Annotated in this window: 19 protein-coding genes; 8 read left to right on the forward strand and 11 right to left on the reverse strand. The window is 68.3% G+C overall.

Annotation, left to right across the window (positions count from 1 at the left end):
• Positions 1-5 precede the first annotated feature (5 nt).
• Entirely contained in the window at positions 6-734 is a 729-nt protein-coding gene (locus HL658_RS25435) for a hypothetical protein (RefSeq protein ID WP_180285391.1), read from the forward strand.
• Between the two features lie 12 nt (positions 735-746).
• On the opposite strand, the gene HL658_RS25440 is transcribed toward HL658_RS25435, so the two are convergent.
• From HL658_RS25440 to HL658_RS25460, 5 genes are all read right to left on the reverse strand, one after another.
• Complete coding sequence (locus HL658_RS25440; protein WP_180287675.1) at positions 747-998, reverse strand: hypothetical protein; 252 nt, start codon at positions 996-998, stop codon at positions 747-749.
• Positions 999-1,139: 141 nt separating this feature from the next.
• Positions 1,140-1,352 carry a hypothetical protein gene (locus HL658_RS25445; RefSeq protein WP_180285389.1) on the reverse strand — a complete coding sequence of 71 codons (213 nt, stop codon included), beginning with the start codon at positions 1,350-1,352 and terminating at the stop codon, positions 1,140-1,142.
• 61 nt (positions 1,353-1,413) lie between these two features.
• Complete coding sequence (locus tag HL658_RS25450) at positions 1,414-2,202, reverse strand: ABC transporter ATP-binding protein (RefSeq protein WP_180285388.1); 789 nt, start codon at positions 2,200-2,202, stop codon at positions 1,414-1,416.
• A 4-nt stretch (positions 2,203-2,206) separates the two neighbouring features.
• Positions 2,207-2,995, reverse strand: a complete 789-nt coding sequence (locus HL658_RS25455; protein WP_180285387.1) for an ABC transporter permease — start codon at positions 2,993-2,995, stop codon at positions 2,207-2,209.
• A 67-nt stretch (positions 2,996-3,062) separates the two neighbouring features.
• Positions 3,063-4,016 carry an ABC transporter substrate-binding protein gene (locus tag HL658_RS25460; protein WP_246337878.1) on the reverse strand — a complete coding sequence of 318 codons (954 nt, stop codon included), beginning with the start codon at positions 4,014-4,016 and terminating at the stop codon, positions 3,063-3,065.
• A gap of 243 nt (positions 4,017-4,259) precedes the next feature.
• On the opposite strand from HL658_RS25460, the gene HL658_RS25465 reads away from it, so the two are divergent.
• The gene (locus HL658_RS25465; RefSeq protein WP_180285386.1) at positions 4,260-4,463 is read left to right on the forward strand and encodes a hypothetical protein; all 204 of its coding nucleotides are present in this window, start codon (positions 4,260-4,262) and stop codon (positions 4,461-4,463) included.
• A gap of 36 nt (positions 4,464-4,499) precedes the next feature.
• Here HL658_RS25465 and HL658_RS25470 read toward each other — a convergent pair whose 3' ends face one another.
• On the reverse strand, positions 4,500-4,730 hold the full coding sequence (locus tag HL658_RS25470; RefSeq protein WP_180285385.1) for a hypothetical protein: 231 nt from the start codon (positions 4,728-4,730) through the stop codon (positions 4,500-4,502).
• 345 nt (positions 4,731-5,075) lie between these two features.
• Here HL658_RS25470 and acs point away from each other — a divergent pair, with 345 nt between their 5' ends.
• A complete protein-coding gene (gene acs / locus HL658_RS25475) occupies positions 5,076-7,016 on the forward strand; it encodes an acetate--CoA ligase (protein WP_180285384.1) in 1,941 nt (646 codons plus the stop codon).
• 995 nt (positions 7,017-8,011) lie between these two features.
• Here the strand turns inward: acs and HL658_RS25480 are convergent.
• Positions 8,012-8,473 (reverse strand): Lrp/AsnC family transcriptional regulator, encoded by a 462-nt coding sequence (locus HL658_RS25480; protein ID WP_180285383.1) that lies wholly within the window; start codon positions 8,471-8,473, stop codon positions 8,012-8,014.
• 157 nt (positions 8,474-8,630) lie between these two features.
• Between HL658_RS25480 and ald the strand changes: the two genes are divergently transcribed.
• Entirely contained in the window at positions 8,631-9,752 is a 1,122-nt protein-coding gene (gene ald / locus HL658_RS25485) for an alanine dehydrogenase (protein WP_180285382.1), read from the forward strand.
• Positions 9,753-9,826: 74 nt separating this feature from the next.
• On the opposite strand, the gene HL658_RS25490 is transcribed toward ald, so the two are convergent.
• The 3 genes from HL658_RS25490 to cobS all read right to left on the reverse strand — a co-directional run bounded on the left by HL658_RS25490 (position 9,827) and on the right by cobS (position 11,826).
• Positions 9,827-10,333 carry a pyridoxamine 5'-phosphate oxidase family protein gene (locus HL658_RS25490; protein WP_180285381.1) on the reverse strand — a complete coding sequence of 169 codons (507 nt, stop codon included), beginning with the start codon at positions 10,331-10,333 and terminating at the stop codon, positions 9,827-9,829.
• Between the two features lie 63 nt (positions 10,334-10,396).
• Positions 10,397-11,050 (reverse strand): histidine phosphatase family protein, encoded by a 654-nt coding sequence (locus HL658_RS25495; protein WP_180285380.1) that lies wholly within the window; start codon positions 11,048-11,050, stop codon positions 10,397-10,399.
• Positions 11,047-11,826 (reverse strand): adenosylcobinamide-GDP ribazoletransferase, encoded by a 780-nt coding sequence (gene cobS / locus HL658_RS25500; protein ID WP_180285379.1) that lies wholly within the window; start codon positions 11,824-11,826, stop codon positions 11,047-11,049. Before cobS ends, HL658_RS25495 begins: the two co-directional genes overlap by 4 nt.
• A gap of 123 nt (positions 11,827-11,949) precedes the next feature.
• Between cobS and cobT the strand changes: the two genes are divergently transcribed.
• Positions 11,950-12,975: a nicotinate-nucleotide--dimethylbenzimidazole phosphoribosyltransferase gene (cobT, locus tag HL658_RS25505; RefSeq protein ID WP_180285378.1), complete on the forward strand. Its 1,026-nt coding sequence runs from the start codon at positions 11,950-11,952 to the stop codon at positions 12,973-12,975.
• A gap of 145 nt (positions 12,976-13,120) precedes the next feature.
• Positions 13,121-13,942: a PAS domain-containing protein gene (locus HL658_RS25510; RefSeq protein ID WP_180285377.1), complete on the forward strand. Its 822-nt coding sequence runs from the start codon at positions 13,121-13,123 to the stop codon at positions 13,940-13,942.
• A 3-nt stretch (positions 13,943-13,945) separates the two neighbouring features.
• Here HL658_RS25510 and HL658_RS25515 read toward each other — a convergent pair whose 3' ends face one another.
• Positions 13,946-14,320, reverse strand: a complete 375-nt coding sequence (locus HL658_RS25515) for a hypothetical protein (RefSeq protein ID WP_180285376.1) — start codon at positions 14,318-14,320, stop codon at positions 13,946-13,948.
• Positions 14,321-14,506: 186 nt separating this feature from the next.
• On the opposite strand from HL658_RS25515, the gene HL658_RS25520 reads away from it, so the two are divergent.
• Together HL658_RS25520 and HL658_RS25525 are read left to right on the forward strand one after the other, a co-directional pair.
• Positions 14,507-14,842, forward strand: coding sequence for a type II toxin-antitoxin system RelE/ParE family toxin (locus HL658_RS25520; protein WP_246337880.1), 336 nt, complete (start codon positions 14,507-14,509; stop codon positions 14,840-14,842).
• Between the two features lie 133 nt (positions 14,843-14,975).
• On the forward strand, positions 14,976-15,230 hold the full coding sequence (locus HL658_RS25525) for a helix-turn-helix domain-containing protein (RefSeq protein WP_246337882.1): 255 nt from the start codon (positions 14,976-14,978) through the stop codon (positions 15,228-15,230).

Raw genomic sequence — 15,230 nt, forward strand, 5'->3', positions numbered from 1 at the left:
GCCGGATGCCGCCCTCTCCACCCATCCGGCCGCAGCCGCCCCGGCAGCCGCTGTCCCCCGCCCAGCGCCAGCGCGAGGTGGCGAAGCTGCTGCTGCGGCTGGACGAGATGGTCAAGCAGTCGTCCGACCTGTCGGTGCAGGCGCGCGAGCGGGTGTCCACCGGCGGGCTCGACCGCTACCGCCGATTCACCAAGAAGGTCCGCGATTTCTTCGCGCTCGCCTCGGTGACGGAGGAGAAGATCTACGCCTCGCCCGAGCTGGCGGAATCCTCCATGGCGACGGCGCTCGATCGCATGCACGCCCGCATGGTGGTGCAGTTCGTCGAGGGCAGTGCGGCCTTCTTCGACCTTTACAGCCGGGTCAAGCACCTGCCGCTCGGCACCTTCGAGATCTGCGGCGTGGAGCTGCGCGGCGTGCTGGAGATCCGCAAGTTCCTCGACGATTCCCGCTACGAGGGGGAGCGCGGTCGGGCGCTCCAGCTCCAGGCCGACCGCATCGTGCGTCTGGTGCAGGGGGTGATGGACCGCTCCATGCCCCTGCCCGATTTCGGCGACCAGCCCAGCATCGGCCCCAAGGGGCAGGCCAAGCGCCCGCTCAAGGCCCCGCCCCGTCCGGCCGCTCCGCCCCCACCGCCACCCCCACCCGAACCGGAGCCGGAGGAGGCGGAGGACGATCCGGAGGCGCATCCCCTGACCCTGATGTCGTGGGACGACGTGAAGGACGGGGAGGAGTAGTTTACGCCGCGCTCAATCGTGATGGCGGTGGCCGCGGCCGCGCCGGTTGTCGCCGTCGTCGGTCAGCGCCCCGATGGCGGCACCCGCGGCACCGCCCACCAGACCGCCGACCAGCGCGCTGCCGCCGGCCACGGCACCGACCACCGCGCCGCCGGCGGCCCCCACCGCACCACCCGTCAGCGCCCGGTTCTCACGCGACGTGAGCGAGCAGCCGGACAGGAGAAAGGCGCCGAGCACGACCGCGGAAAGCGTCCTGATCATCATCCACCCAGTGATTGTTGCGGCCCCGGCCATGCCGGTTCGCCGCTCATGCAGGGGAATGAACGTCGGTGTCGGGCGGATTGTTCCAAATTCGTCCGTCAGGAAGGGGTGTCCTCCCCCGTTCGGGGGAGGTTCATACCCGGATCAGCGCTTGTTCAGCAGCGGATCCTCGCCTTTGCTGTGGTTCTTGCCGGCCTCTTCGGCACGGCGCAGCTCGGCCCCTTCCGGTCCGTCCACGGCGTCCTTGGCACGCTGGGCGTCACCCTGGACGTCGTGGTTCTTCACATGGTCCTTGACGCCTTCGACATACTGGCGATCGGCGGTGCGGTTGCCTTCACCCTCGTTGCGCTGGGCCATCGCTTCCTCCTCGGTTGATGAACGAGGGGACAACCCGGCGGCGGGGTGAAGGTTTCCGCGCCTACCCCTCCATGCCCAGCGTCTTCAGCGTCTCCACCCGGATTTCCTCGGTCAGCCGTTCCTTGTAGGCGGCGAAGGCGGCGGTGGTCTTGATCCTGTAGGAACGCGGGTGCGGCAGGTCGATGGCGATGTCGCACTTGATGCGGCCGGGGCGGGCGGACATGACCACCACGCGGCTGGCCATGAAGATCGCCTCGTCGATGTCGTGGGTGACGAACAGCACGGTCTTGCGGTGCTGCTCCCACACCCCCAGCAGCAGCTCCTGCATCACCTCCCGCGTCTGGTGGTCGAGCGCGCCGAAGGGCTCGTCCAGAAGCAGGATCTTTGGATCGTTGGCGAGCGCCCGGGCCAGCGCGGTGCGCTGCTGCATGCCGCCCGAAAGCTGGCTCGGCATGTGGTTCTCGAAGCCCTTCAGCCCGACCTGGGCCAGGAAGCGGTCGGCCACCGCGAGCTGCTCGGCGCGCGGCACCCCGCGCTCGCGCAGGCCGAAGCACACGTTGTCGCGCACGTTCAGCCAGGGGAACAGGGTGTAGGACTGGAACACCATGCCGCGGTCGGGGCCGGGCCGGGTCACCGGCTGGCCGTCCAGCAGCACCGTGCCCTCGGTCGGCGTCTCCAGCCCCGCCACGATGCGCAGCATGGTGGATTTGCCGCAGCCCGACGGGCCCAGCACGGTGATGAAGTCGTTGTCCGCCACCTCCAGGCTGGTGGGCTCCAGCGCGCGGGTGGGGGCGGCCCCCCGGCGGGCGGGGAACTGCTTGGAAACGCCGCGGATCGACAGCTTGCTCATGGCCTCAGCGCCCCCGCGTCCAGGGGAACAGGCGGGCGTTGCCGGCCTGGAACAGGAAATCGGTGATCAGGCCGATCAGCCCGATGATGAAGATGCCGAAGATCATCTGGCCGGTGTCCAGGAAGCGTTGCGCCTCGATGATCATGTGGCCGATGCCGCGCGAGGCACCCACCAGCTCGGCCACGATGACGTAGGTCCAGGCCCAGCCGAGCACGAGGCGCAGCGCCTCGAAGATCTGCGGGGCCGCGGCCGGCAGCAGCACGCGCAGCACCACGCCGCGCCGGCTGGCGCCCAGCGTGTAGGCGGCCTCCAGCAGGTCCATGCGGACCGAGCCGACGATCACCCCCACCATGATGACGAGCTGGAAGACCGAGCCGATGAAGATCACCAGCACCTTCTGCAGCTCGCCCACCCCCGCCCACAGGATCAGGAGCGGGATGAAGGCCGAGGCCGGCAGGTAGCGGGCGAAGGACATGAAGCCCTGGAAGAAGGCGTCCACTGGCTTGAAGGCACCCATCAGGATGCCCAGCGGCACCGCCAGCACGGCGGCCAGCAGGAAACCGCCGACCACCCGCCCGACGGTGATCAGCACGTCGCGTGCGAAGCCGTATTCGACGAACAGCGCCCAGCCCGAGGCCAGCGTTTCGCCGGGCGAGGCCAGGAACAGCGGCCTTACGAAGCCGCCGTAGGTGGCGATCCCCCAGCCCAGGAAGAACAGGGCGAAGCAGGCGATGCCGAGGGCCAGCCGCAAACCGGGGCCGACCGGCTTCAGCGGCGCGAAGAAGCCGTCCATGGGGTCCGTTGCAGTGTGGTTCTCAAAAAGGGGACGCCCCCGTCGGTGGTGCGGCGGGGGCGGGCGGTCACTTCACGAAGGACGCGGTCGACATCGACGCCTGGTCGGGCGGCGCGCGGCGGATCAGCTTCGCCTCAAGCATCACTTCGGTCACCTCCTTCAGGAAGACCGGCATGGTGGTGCCCAGATACTCCGCGTTCATCGGCTTGTCGTACCACTTCACGAACTGCGCGGACTTGGCGAACTGCTCGGCCGACTGGTTGACGTCTTTGCCCATGATCTCGAACGACTTCTGCTGGTCGGCCTTGATCATGGCCAGCGCCTCGAACCAGCTATCGACGATGGCCTGCACCACCTTGGGGTTCTTGGCGATGTAGTCGGGCTGGAAGGCCAGCGTGTCGATGATCACGCCGGGCGTCTGGTCCGACGTGACCAGCGTCTTGCCCTGGGCGTTGCGCACGTTGGACAGGTACGGCTCGTAGGTGACGGCGACGTCGAACTGGCCGGCGACGAAGGCGGCGGCGGCATCCTTCGGCGACAGGTTGGTCTGCTGCACGTCGCCGATCGACATGCCGTTCTTCTTCAGCACATAGGCCAGCCAGAACTGCGGGACGCCGCCGGTCTCGACCGCGATGTTCTTGCCCTTCAGGTCGGCGACCTTCTCGATGTTGCCACGCACCGCGATGCCGTCGCCGCCGTGCGAGCTGTCGAGCACCAGCACCTGCTGCACCGGCACGCCGGAGGAGGCGTAGAGGGTGTGGGTGTCCACCGTGGTGGCGATGCCCTGCACCTCGCCCGCCGCCATCGCCTGGTGGCGGTTGGCGACCGGCATCTTCTTGATCTCGACCTCGACGCCGTTCTTCTTGAAGATGCCCGCGTCGCGCGCCAGCGTGATCGGCGCGAAGCCGGTCCAGCCGCTCATGGCGATGGTGACCTTGGGCATATCCTGCGCCGCCGCCCCAGCGGCCGACAGCCCAACCAGCGCCGCCACCAGCGCGCCCGACATCCAGCCTGTCGTCATCTCTGCCTGTTCCCCGTTCATCCTGGTCGTCCCGCGCGGCGCGCGGGTTTGCCGCATTCTGCACTGGAAAAGGGGGATTGTGAACGTGCTGCCTTGCCGAAGGGGGCGCGACGATGGTGTCGCGGTCCACCCGCTTGAGGGTATTGCGGGCGCGAGTCGCCGCACACTATATCTAGCGGATGTCGCAATGGCGTCGCGCCGGGCAACCATGCCCCCTTTGCGACCCGCCCCATGGGAGCCGGCATGGACGAGACCGATCGCGAGCGGACGCTCGCCTACTTCGAGCGGTTGGGCAAAGACCGGGTGCGCCTCTACACCGCCATCGATTGCGATCGCTGGCTCGGCGACTGGCAGGTGCGCGAACTGGCCGACGAGTGGCTGGAAGCCAAGCGTGCGGAAACGGCCGCGGGGTCCTTCTGGCGCCGCTTCATCGGCGCGCGGCGCTGAGAACTGCGGCGTTGAGAGCTGTGGCGCTGATGGCTGTCAGCTGGCGGGTTCCGGCTGAAGCTCCAAGGTGGCCTTGAAATCATGGGTGGCTCGCACGATGCGCCGCGCCAGCGCCCGCACCTCCACCGCCGCCTCCGGCCCGTCCTCGGACGCGCAGGCCCTGAGTGTGGCGTCGATCACCATCAGGCTGGTGCGGTTGCACATCCGACTGAGCCGTCCCGCGAGATCCTTGTCCTCGGAACCGCCCGCGTTGCTCGTCTCTGCCATGAGCGCCCTGTTCAGCTTCGTGTACGTACGTACTACCGACGCGCGAAAATAGCCGTTCGGGGGTTAAGGCCGGGTTAAGCGTGCCGACGCCCGATGTCCGCACGCGTCGGGCCAACCGGGGCGCGACATAGCGTCGCGGTTGCCGCCGCAACACGCTGGCCGGCGACTTCGGCACCGCAAAAAGCGATGGTTCCCAACGGCCGCATGCGCGCAAAAGCCACGGCCAGCCGCCTTGTTCGCGCCGCACCGAGTGTGGATAATGCGCGTCGACTCGGGCTGGCCCGGACGCCGTCTCGATCCTGCCCTATGGGCCCAACCAGAAGTATATGGGGGAATCGCGATCCAATGACCGACAACACGTTCTTTCCTGTGAAGCCGGAGATCGCCCAGGCTGCGCACGTGGACGAGGCCGCCTACGCCCGCATGTATGAGCAGTCCATCGCCGACCCGGAAGGCTTCTGGGCCGAGCACGGCAAGCGCATCGACTGGATCAAGCCCTACAGCAAGGTGAAGGACGTGTCCTTCGAGGGCGACGTCCACATCCGGTGGTTCTACGACGGCACGCTGAACGTCGCCGCCAACTGCGTCGACCGGCACCTCGCCACCCGCGGCGACCAGACCGCCATCCTGTTCGAAGGCGACGACCCCTCGGTCTCCAAGGCGATCACCTACAAGGAACTGCACGAGCAGGTCTGCCGCATGGCGAACGTGCTGAAGAAGCACGGCGTCAAGAAGGGTGACCGCGTCACCATCTACCTGCCGATGATCCCGGAGGCGGCCTACTCGATGCTGGCCTGCGCCCGCATCGGCGCTATCCATTCCGTGGTGTTCGGCGGCTTTTCGCCGGACAGCCTGAAGGACCGCATCGTCGACTGCGACAGCCACTTCGTCATCACCTCCGACGAGGGTCTGCGCGGCGGCAAGAAGGTGCCGCTGAAGGCGAACGCCGACAAGGCGGTGGCGGGTGCCGCCTGCGTCAAGCACATGCTGGTGGTCAAGCACACCGGCGGCACCGTCGCCTGGACCGAGGGCCGCGACCTGTGGTGGCACGAGGAGGCCGCCAGCGTGTCCGCCGACTGCCCGCCGGAGGAGATGAGCGCCGAGGATCCGCTGTTCATCCTCTACACCTCCGGCTCGACCGGCAAGCCGAAGGGTGTGCTGCACACCTCGGGCGGTTATCTGGTCTACGCCTCGATCACCCACCAGCTCGTCTTCGACTACAAGGACGGCGAGATCTACTGGTGCACGGCCGATGTGGGCTGGGTCACCGGGCACAGCTACATCCTCTACGGGCCGCTCGCCAACGGCGCCACCACCCTGATGTTCGAGGGCGTGCCGACCTACCCCAGCGTCTCGCGCTTCTGGGACGTGGTGGACAAGCACAAGGTCAACATCTTCTACACCGCCCCCACCGCCATCCGCTCGCTGATGCGCGAGGGCGAGGGTCCGGTGAAGAAGACCTCCCGCGCCAGCTTGCGCGTGCTGGGCTCGGTGGGCGAGCCGATCAACCCCGAGGCGTGGCTCTGGTACTACAACGTGGTGGGCGACGGCCGCTGCCCGATCGTCGACACCTGGTGGCAGACGGAGACCGGCGGCATCCTGATCACCCCGCTCGTCGGCGCCATCGGCCAGAAGCCGGGTTCGGCCACCAAGCCCTTCTTCGGCGTCAAGCCGGTCGTCGTGGACAACGATGGCAAGGAGCTGGAAGGCGAGACGGAGGGCAACCTCTGCATCGGCGACAGCTGGCCCGGCCAGATGCGCACGGTGTTCGGCGACCACGAGCGCTTCGTGCAGACCTACTTCTCCACCTTCGCCGGCAAGTACTTCACCGGTGACGGCTGCCGGCGCGACGCCGACGGCTATTACTGGATCACCGGCCGCGTGGACGACGTGATCAACGTGTCCGGCCACCGCATGGGCACGGCCGAGGTGGAGAGCGCGCTGGTGGCGCACCCGAAGGTGGCCGAGGCCGCCGTGGTGGGCTACCCGCACGACCTGAAGGGCCAGGGCATCTACGCCTACGTCACGCTCAACGCCGGCGAGACGCCGACGGAGGAGCTGCGCAAGGAGTTGGTGAACTGGGTCCGCAAGGAGATCGGCCCGATCGCCTCGCCCGACCTGATCCAGTGGGCGCCCGGCCTGCCCAAGACCCGTTCCGGCAAGATCATGCGCCGCATCCTGCGCAAGATCGCCGCCAACGAGCACGACGCGCTGGGCGACACCTCGACCCTGGCCGACCCCACCGTGGTCAGCGAGCTGGTCGACAACCGCATGAACCGGGCGTGAGTTCAAGAATGGTCCCCTCTCCCCATCAGGAAGAGGGGACCATTGTTTCGACTCACTCCGTAGACAGGAACGGCGGGCAGACCGGGAATGCGTCCGCGAAGCGTCTGCCATGGACAATGTGGCAGACGGTTCCGTCGCTGAGGCCGACTCGGATGGCGGCCTCTGTAAGGGTCGTACCCTCGATTTTTACCAGCCAAAGTACGTAGCAAGCTTTGATGAAGTTGGCTCTACGCGGACTGTGGAGTCCCATGATGGCTCTCCATACAGGAGCGACGCTCAAGGGCTTGATTAGGGCGCACAGATGCGTTAGCTTACTTTCGCTTTCCGTAAGCATCTGTGACGCCATAGCCCTGAGCTATGGATCGGTTTGATTTGGCGCTTCCTGGTTTTTGACGCGGCAACGTCGGGAGTCAGGAAGTGTCCAAACAACCGCTGAGCGAGTTGTTTGCGCCTTGGACGTGTCTTGCGTCTAGCTCATGGCATTTCTCCTTCTAGATCTAGCGCTCTTCCAGGCTTCCAACCCATTATCCATGGGGTGGGGTGAGTACAAATCGGGATCGTCCCCGATGGCCTAGGATCTCCCAGACCCGAGCCCCCTCGTCAAGAGGAAAAACGGCTTCTGTTCGTCAATGCGCGACGGGATGACAGTTGCGTATGCCAATCCGGCATGTTTCAGCAAGCATCGAGTGCCGAAAGACTAGGCTTTTCAAGCGATCCAGGGCAGTCCACCATTCTGGTGGACCGGATTGAAAGCCCTTCATCAAGTGACTGTTGAAAGCGGCATTTTGCGGAAAACAGGCATCCGAGTATCGTCGATTCACCAGGAGTCGTCATAGAATCGCTGAGCCGATTCGCGGCATCCATCGAAGCGGATCAACTCGTTCTCGGTCTTCCACCATAGACACTGACCCTGACTGATCGCTTGGCATATGGTGGTTCCGGTCAAGACCAGGAACGGAAGCAGGCATCCGTCGTTTTGAATTCCTCCACAACGACTACCCCGCCCCGTTCCCCGCCCGGATCACGCTGCGGATGGCGAAGCTGGAGTGGATGCGGGCGACACCCGGCAGCAGGGAGAGCTGGTCCTTGTGGATCCGCTCGTAATCGGCCGCACCGCGGGCCGCGACACGCAGCAGATAGTCGAAGCCGCCGGACATCAGGTAGCACTCCATCACGTCCGGGCATTTGCGCACCGCCGCCTCGAAGGCGCTGAGGAAGGCTTCGGTCTGCTTCTCCAGGGTGATCTGCACGATCACCACGGTCTGCGGCTCCTGCCCGGTCTCCTCCACCAGCGCGGTGTAGCCGCGGATGACGCCGTCATGCTCCAGGAGCTGGACGCGGCGCAGGCAGGCGGACGGCGACAGCCCGACCTCCTTCGCCAGCGTGGCGTTGCTGATGCGCCCGTCGAGCTGCAACAGCCGGACGATCCTGCGGTCGATGGCGTCGAGGGCTCTCATCGCAGATCGTTCGAAAGCGGCCGTGGATTCTTCATGGGGACCCCCGATTAACGCAGCCGTTGCGCCACTTCGCAAGCACCTTCGTTGGTGGTGCGAACTACCTTGATACCCAGCGGTCATCCCGCAGCGGGGTGACGCCGGGAAGGGAGCCGCCAGCATGAAAATCGGGGTGCCCAAGGAAATCAAGGATCACGAATACCGTGTCGGCCTGACGCCCGCCTCGGTGCGGGAATTGGCCAGCCACGGTCACGCCGTCGTCGTGCAGAGCGCTGCCGGCGCCGGGATCGGCTACAGCGACGCCGACTACGAACACGCCGGCGCCACCATCCTGCCCGACGCCGAGGCGGTGTTCGAGGCCGCGGAGATGATCGTCAAGGTGAAGGAGCCGCAGCCGGCCGAATGCCGCATGCTGCGGGAGGGGCAGGTGCTCTTCACCTACCTCCACCTCGCCCCCGATCCGGAGCAGGCGAAGCTGCTGATGGAGAGCGGCTGCACCGCCATCGCCTACGAGACCGTGACCGACCGCGCCGGCCGCCTGCCCCTGCTGGCGCCGATGAGCGAGATCGCCGGCCGCATGGCGATCCAGGTGGGCGCCGTGGCGCTTCAGAAGGCCGGTGGCGGTTCCGGCGTGCTGCTGGGCGGCGTGCCGGGGGTGCTGCCGGGCAAGGTGGTGGTGCTGGGCGGCGGCGTGGTCGGGGCCAACGCGGCCCGCATGGCGACGGGGCTGGGCGCCGACGTCACCATCGCCGACCGTTCCGTGCCGCGCCTGACCGAGCTCGATTCGCTCTATGGGCCGCGGCTGAAGACCGTCTACGCCACCGCCGAGGCGACCGACCATCTGGTGACCGACGCGGATCTGGTGATCGGCGCGGTGCTGGTGCCGGGGGCCGCGGCGCCGAAGCTGGTGCGGCGCGAGCAGTTGGCGCGCATGCGTCCCGGCTCGGTGCTGGTGGACGTCTCGATCGACCAGGGCGGCTGCTTCGAGACCAGCCACGCCACCACCCACAGCAACCCCACCTACATCGTCGACGGGGTTGTGCATTACTGCGTCGCCAACATGCCGGGCGGCGTGGCCCGAAGCTCCACCCACGCGCTGAACAACGCCACGCTGCCCTTCGCGGTGGCGCTGGCTGACAAGGGCTGGCGCAAGGCCCTGACCGACGATCCGCACCTGCGCGACGGGCTGAACGTCCACAAGGGCCTGATCACATACGCGGCGGTGGCCGAGGCGCTGGGCATCCCGTTCACCGCGGCGGATGAGGTGCTGAACGCGGCGTAACCCTGCCCCCCCTCCCGACCTCCCCACGCGGGTCGGGGGAGGGTGGGGCGTAAACGCCGCCTGACCGCCTGTGGCTACTGGAACGACACTTTGCCGGTCTCGCCGGGATGCGGCGGCTCGCCGGTGATCTTGGCCTTCACATAGCCATAGGCGTGGACCATGACGCTGGACGGCGCGTCCCAATAGGCGGCGCTGTCCACCGTCACCTTGATCAGCGCGATGTCGGGGTCGTCCACGCCCTTGGGGAACCAGGTCGCCATGATCTCGCGCCAGAGGTGCTTGATCTTGTCCTTGTCGCGGACGATCTGCCCGCGCCCGGACACCGACACGTAATCCTGCGTCTTCGGCTCGGCGTAGGCGAGGTTGACGTGAGTGTCGTTCTGAATCTCGTGCGCCTTGCCCGACGGCGCCCTGGTGAAGAACCACAGGGCGCCGTTCTCGAAGCCGGCGTGCTGCAGCGTCGCCATGGGGCGTGAATGCAGGTTCCCCTGCTCGTCCTGCGTCGTCATCATGGCGAACTGGACGTCCTTGATCATCGACCAGAGCTTATCGATCTCGTCCGGTCCGGCGGTGCGTGCCATGGCGTGTTCTCCTCGGTTGTCCGACGGAACGGACCAACCGGGAAGCGGGCGGAAGGTTCCGCTTCAGGTGGCAGGTGGCACCGCACCGGGCGGCAGGTTCACCCCGTCGATGCGCCAGACAGGCGGCGCCGCGGCTTCCGCGATGGCGTCGATGCGGGTCAGCGACAGCGTGTCGATGCGCAAGCGCAGGACGGCCTCCGCCTCCACCCCCAGCGCCAGCCGCAGCGCGGCGCGCACCGGGCCGCCGTGGGTCACGCACACCACGTCGCGCCCGGCGTGCTCGACCGACAGGCGCAGCAGCGCCGAACCCACCCGCGCCGCCATGTCGGCGAAGCTCTCCCCGCCCGGCGGCCGTTCGGTGGCCGGGGCGATCCAGAAGCGCTGGGCGGCGCGCGGCTGGCGGGCGTTCAGCTCGTCGTGGGTCAGGCCTTGCCACGCGCCGAAATGCTGTTCCACGAGGTCGAGCACCGGAACCGGCGGTTCCGGCGGCGTCTCGTCGGCGTGCCACGCGTCGCGGATGGCCTGCGCCGTCCGCCCGGTGCGCGCCAGCGGCGTGCACAGCCACACAGCCCCGCGCGGCAGCACGGTGGCCAGAGCCAGGAAGGCCGCCCGGTTGCCCAGATCGACCTCGACGTCGCCCTGTCCATAGATGCGCCCCTCCGGATTGATCACCGGGGCGTGGCGGAGCAACCACCAGCGGGTTGTCGCGAAGGTCATCGAAGGGCCACCAGCGAAAGCAGGATCAGTGTTTCGGACGTCTGCTGGACGGCGCCCAGCACATCGCCGGTGTAGCCCTCGATCTGCCGCACCGCAAGCCGCGTCACCGCCGCAGCCCCCAGCGCGGCAACCGGCAGCGCCACCGCCGCATCGGCACCGAGGGTGGCGATCGCGATGCCGATTCCCACCACCAGCGCCACCAGCGCCCGTCCGCGCGGCGGCAGACCATGCGACGCCGCCACCCCGTCCGGCCGGGCCGAGGGCACGGCGCGGACGATCACCGGCATGACGCCGCGCGACGCCGCCCCCGCCGTCACCAGCGCCGCGAGAATCGTATCAGGCTGGCCCAGTTCCGCCAGCGCCGCGGCGCGCAGCCCGACCGACAGCACGACGGCGAGCGCGCCGTAGGTGCCGACGCGGCTGTCCTTCATGATCTCCAGCTTGCGCTCGCGGTTCCAGCCGCCGCCGAAGCCGTCGGCCACATCCGCCAGCCCGTCCTCGTGCAGCGCCCCGGTCACCCAGGCGGTGGCGGCCACCGCCAGCAGGGCGGCGACCATGGGCGGCTGACCCAGCGCCTGGGCCAGCGCGAAGACGGCGCCGCCGGCCAGCCCGACCAGCGCCCCCACCACCGGGAACCACGCCATCGCCCGACCGTGCGCGTCCGGCGGCAGGGCAGGGGGCAGACGCAGCGGGATGCGCGTCAGGAACACCACGGCCAGCGTGGCGTCGTCGGTCCAGCGCCAGGGGCGGCGGGTGGTGGGGGCGTCGTCGGGCATGGTCCGCGTCAGTAAAGCGCCCCGCGGGCGCTGCCAAGCGGTTTGACGCGGGCGCCCAACGGTGCCAGTCTCCGCCCCGCTTTTCCGCCCCGGTCCACGACCGTTCCGCACGGGTTTTCCGCCATGAGCAACGCGCAGCCAGCCCTGACCTTCGAGGAGATGCGGGCGCTCGTCCGCAACCTGCCCGGCCCGGATCTCGATTCCGGCACGGCGGCCCTGCAGCGCCAGAGCCAGCTCACCAAGCCCCCCGGCTCGCTCGGCCGGCTGGAGGATCTCGCCCAGTGGCTCGCCACTTGGCAGGGCCGCCACCCGGCGGAGCTGCGCCGGCCGCGCGTCGCCGTCTTCGCCGCCAACCACGGCGTGGTGGCGCAGGGCGTATCCCCCTATCCGGCGGCGGTGACGGCGCAGATGGTCGCCAACTTCGCCCGCGGTGGTGCTGCGGTGAACCGGCTGTGCGAGGTGGCCGACGCCGAGCTGCGCGTTTATGAGCTCGACCTCGACAACCCCACGCGGGACTTCACCGAAAGCCCCGCGATGGACGAGGAGGAATGCTGCCGCGCCATGGCCTACGGCATGATGGCGGCGGAGATGGGCGTCCAGCTTCTCGGTCTGGGGGAGATGGGCATCGGCAACACCACGGCGGCGGCGGCACTCTGCTGCGCGCTGTTCGGCGGCGACGCCCGCGGCTGGGTCGGCCGCGGCACCGGGGTGGACGACGCCGGCTTCGAGCGCAAGGTGGCGGCGGTGGAGGCCGGTCTGGCCGCCAACCCGCAGGCCAGGGACGACCCGTTCGAGGCGCTGCGCCGCCTCGGTGGTTTCGAGTTCGCGGCGATCGCCGGGGCAGTGCTGGCCGCCCGCATGGCGCGCATGCCGGTGGTGCTGGACGGCTACGCCTGCACCGCGGCGGCGGCCGTGCTGTTCAAGGCCGACCGTCGGGCGCTCGACCATTGCGTGGTCGCCCACCGCTCGGTCGAGCCGGGCCACAGCCGCCTGCTGGAGGCCATCGGCAAGGACCCGATCCTCGATCTCGGCATGCGGCTGGGCGAGGGGTCGGGGGCCGCACTCGCCATCCCCATCCTGAAGGCCGCCGCGGAATGCCACGCCGGCATGGCGACCTTCGCCGAGGCGGGGGTGAGCGACCGCGCCTGAGCGGCGCGTCCTCCCCCTGTTGCCGATCCATCCCGCCGCCCCCGGAAAGGGGCGGGGTGGTGACGGGCGTCTTGCGCCGCGGGGGAAAGGGCGTCATCAATCGAAAGCCGTAGTCCCCCGCAAGCCCGGTCCGGTCCGCCGTTCGATGTCGCACGCCTTCGCCAAAGACAGCCGCGCCTGCGCCGCCTGCACGAGCTGGGGCGGGGAGCGGTCGATGGCGCCCGACAACACGTTGGTGCATGTCGCCCGCTACAGCGTGGAGGGGGATTGCCGGACGGCGAGCAGCCAGGACTACCGCAAGGTCACCAAGGCCTATCACACCTGCGCCGCCTGGGCGCCGCTGCCGATGCTGAAGTCGCACGGCGCGCGGCCGACCCGCACCCCCGGCCATTCCGCGGCCATGACAGGCCTGCTGGCCGGCGCCCCCGCCGGCCGCCTCGCCGAGCCGCCGGCTCCGGCGTCCGTTGTCGTCACGGCGGCGCCGGTGGTCGTGGTCGAACCGCCGGACACCGGTTGCCGCTCCACACCGCTGGAGTTCGACAAGGCTCCGCCGCAGGCGCGCGTGCTCTATGCCCACTGGCACCGGGTGAAGCAGCAGCGCGGCATGCCGATGGCGCGGGAAATGGACACCGCCCGGTTCCGTGATTGCGTCGGCCGGATCTGCCTGTTGGAGCGCGCGGGCGACGGGGGCGATTTCGTCTACCGCGCCTGCGGCCGGACCATCCAGCGCCGGCTCGACCAGCGGGCGGTGACGCGGACCCTGGCCGCCTGCCATCCCTCCGAGGCGGCGGGACGGCTGCGCGCCGATCTCGACGCCTGCCTCGCGCAGGGGCGGGCGCTCTGCCACGTCGTCCACAACGACCCGTTGGTGCCCGGCGCCCGCTTCATCGAGCTGCTGTTGCCGCTGGCGGACGAGGCCGGGCGCCCGGCCGCCGTGTTGGCCTACCGCCACGTGCCCGGCGGCTGACCGTTACCAACCCGTCATGCCAGGCACGCGGGCGCCGCCGGTGGTGTAGACCTGCCGTGCCTTGCAGTCGTCCGTCATCGGGATGATCACGGATCCCGGCTGCCCGTTCAGCCCGACATGGGCCTCCGGCCCGCCGAGCGATTCGCCGGAATAGCGGGGCACCGTGTAGACCCACAGCGACCGGACGTCGCCCGCGGCCATCCCGACCGCGGTCAGAACCGAAGCGGCCTCGCGGTTGCAGCGGTGCTTTGCCAGACGGTCGAGCGCCGAGACCAGGTCCGGGTCCGGCTTCCGGTGGGGCGGCGGGGACAGGCCGGCGCAACCGGCGGTCAGCAGCAGCGCTGACAACGCGGCCGCGCGCAGGGGAAAGGATGGCATGGACACGCTCCGCGTTGCGGCGCCCCAAGGCACCTGACGCGCTTCAGATTGGGTGTTGCGGTCCGCCTGCCGATGCCACGGATGGATAGGGGGTTTCTCATGCGGTGAGCACTGCGGCATTGCCGCAGGATTTATTGACAATGCTGCGGCAATGCCGCAGAATGTATGGAGTTCGGAGGTGGACGGATGGAGATTGTCAGGACAAAGCGGTATTTGGCATCGGTGACGGAACTGATGTCTGACGAGGTGCGCGAGGCAATGGAACGCGCTATCGTCGAGGATCCAAAGGCGGGAGACGTCATTCCCGGATTAGCCGGTATTCGAAAGCTTCGATGGGCCTTGCCGGGACGTGGCAAGCGGGGCGGGGTCCGAACGACCTACTTCCATCATGATTCTGCCGGAACCATCTATTTCCTGTATGTCTACGCGAAGAACCAGCAGGCCGATTTGACCCCCGGCGACAAAAAAGTGCTGCGCGACTTTGTGAAAATGATCAAGGAGGAATACAAGAAGAGGGCTTGATTTTCGGCAGAACAGGCACGGCTTCGGATATTTTGTTTGTACGATATGTTACGTTTGTATTCAACTTTTTGGTGCCGTCATGCCCCGTAAACCATCGAAACGCTCCGCCCTCGGGTTGGAACTTGAAGCCGCCATGAGGGAGGTCCTGGACCATGTGACCGGCGAGAGCCCGTTGCCGGTCCAGGTCGTCCCGACCCCGGATGTGGCAACGATCCGCAAGGAACTCGGACTCAGCCGGGACAAGTTCGCCGAGCGGTTCGATCTCGACGCCCGCGCGATCCAGGAGTGGGAGCAAGGGCGGCGCAAGCCGGACCGGGCGGCTCGCGCCTATCTCCGCGTTATCCAGCGCAACCCGCAGGCCGTCGAAGACGCGCTGCGGGCGGAGTAG

This window comes from Azospirillum oleiclasticum (assembly GCF_013423485.1).
Classification (GTDB): domain Bacteria; phylum Pseudomonadota; class Alphaproteobacteria; order Azospirillales; family Azospirillaceae; genus Azospirillum; species Azospirillum oleiclasticum.

Coding starts and splice junctions, on each gene's coding strand:
- HL658_RS25435 (WP_180285391.1), top strand. CDS start 6: ATGCCGCCCTCTCCACCCATCCGGCCGCAGCCGCCCCGGCAGCCGCTG.
- HL658_RS25440 (WP_180287675.1), bottom strand. CDS start 998: ATGATGATCAGGACGCTTTCCGCGGTCGTGCTCGGCGCCTTTCTCCTG.
- HL658_RS25445 (WP_180285389.1), bottom strand. CDS start 1,352: ATGGCCCAGCGCAACGAGGGTGAAGGCAACCGCACCGCCGATCGCCAG.
- HL658_RS25450 (WP_180285388.1), bottom strand. CDS start 2,202: ATGAGCAAGCTGTCGATCCGCGGCGTTTCCAAGCAGTTCCCCGCCCGC.
- HL658_RS25455 (WP_180285387.1), bottom strand. CDS start 2,995: ATGGACGGCTTCTTCGCGCCGCTGAAGCCGGTCGGCCCCGGTTTGCGG.
- HL658_RS25460 (WP_246337878.1), bottom strand. CDS start 4,016: ATGACGACAGGCTGGATGTCGGGCGCGCTGGTGGCGGCGCTGGTTGGG.
- HL658_RS25465 (WP_180285386.1), top strand. CDS start 4,260: ATGGACGAGACCGATCGCGAGCGGACGCTCGCCTACTTCGAGCGGTTG.
- HL658_RS25470 (WP_180285385.1), bottom strand. CDS start 4,730: ATGGCAGAGACGAGCAACGCGGGCGGTTCCGAGGACAAGGATCTCGCG.
- acs (WP_180285384.1), top strand. CDS start 5,076: ATGACCGACAACACGTTCTTTCCTGTGAAGCCGGAGATCGCCCAGGCT.
- HL658_RS25480 (WP_180285383.1), bottom strand. CDS start 8,473: ATGAGAGCCCTCGACGCCATCGACCGCAGGATCGTCCGGCTGTTGCAG.
- ald (WP_180285382.1), top strand. CDS start 8,631: ATGAAAATCGGGGTGCCCAAGGAAATCAAGGATCACGAATACCGTGTC.
- HL658_RS25490 (WP_180285381.1), bottom strand. CDS start 10,333: ATGGCACGCACCGCCGGACCGGACGAGATCGATAAGCTCTGGTCGATG.
- HL658_RS25495 (WP_180285380.1), bottom strand. CDS start 11,050: ATGACCTTCGCGACAACCCGCTGGTGGTTGCTCCGCCACGCCCCGGTG.
- cobS (WP_180285379.1), bottom strand. CDS start 11,826: ATGCCCGACGACGCCCCCACCACCCGCCGCCCCTGGCGCTGGACCGAC.
- cobT (WP_180285378.1), top strand. CDS start 11,950: ATGAGCAACGCGCAGCCAGCCCTGACCTTCGAGGAGATGCGGGCGCTC.
- HL658_RS25510 (WP_180285377.1), top strand. CDS start 13,121: ATGTCGCACGCCTTCGCCAAAGACAGCCGCGCCTGCGCCGCCTGCACG.
- HL658_RS25515 (WP_180285376.1), bottom strand. CDS start 14,320: ATGCCATCCTTTCCCCTGCGCGCGGCCGCGTTGTCAGCGCTGCTGCTG.
- HL658_RS25520 (WP_246337880.1), top strand. CDS start 14,507: ATGGAGATTGTCAGGACAAAGCGGTATTTGGCATCGGTGACGGAACTG.
- HL658_RS25525 (WP_246337882.1), top strand. CDS start 14,976: ATGAGGGAGGTCCTGGACCATGTGACCGGCGAGAGCCCGTTGCCGGTC.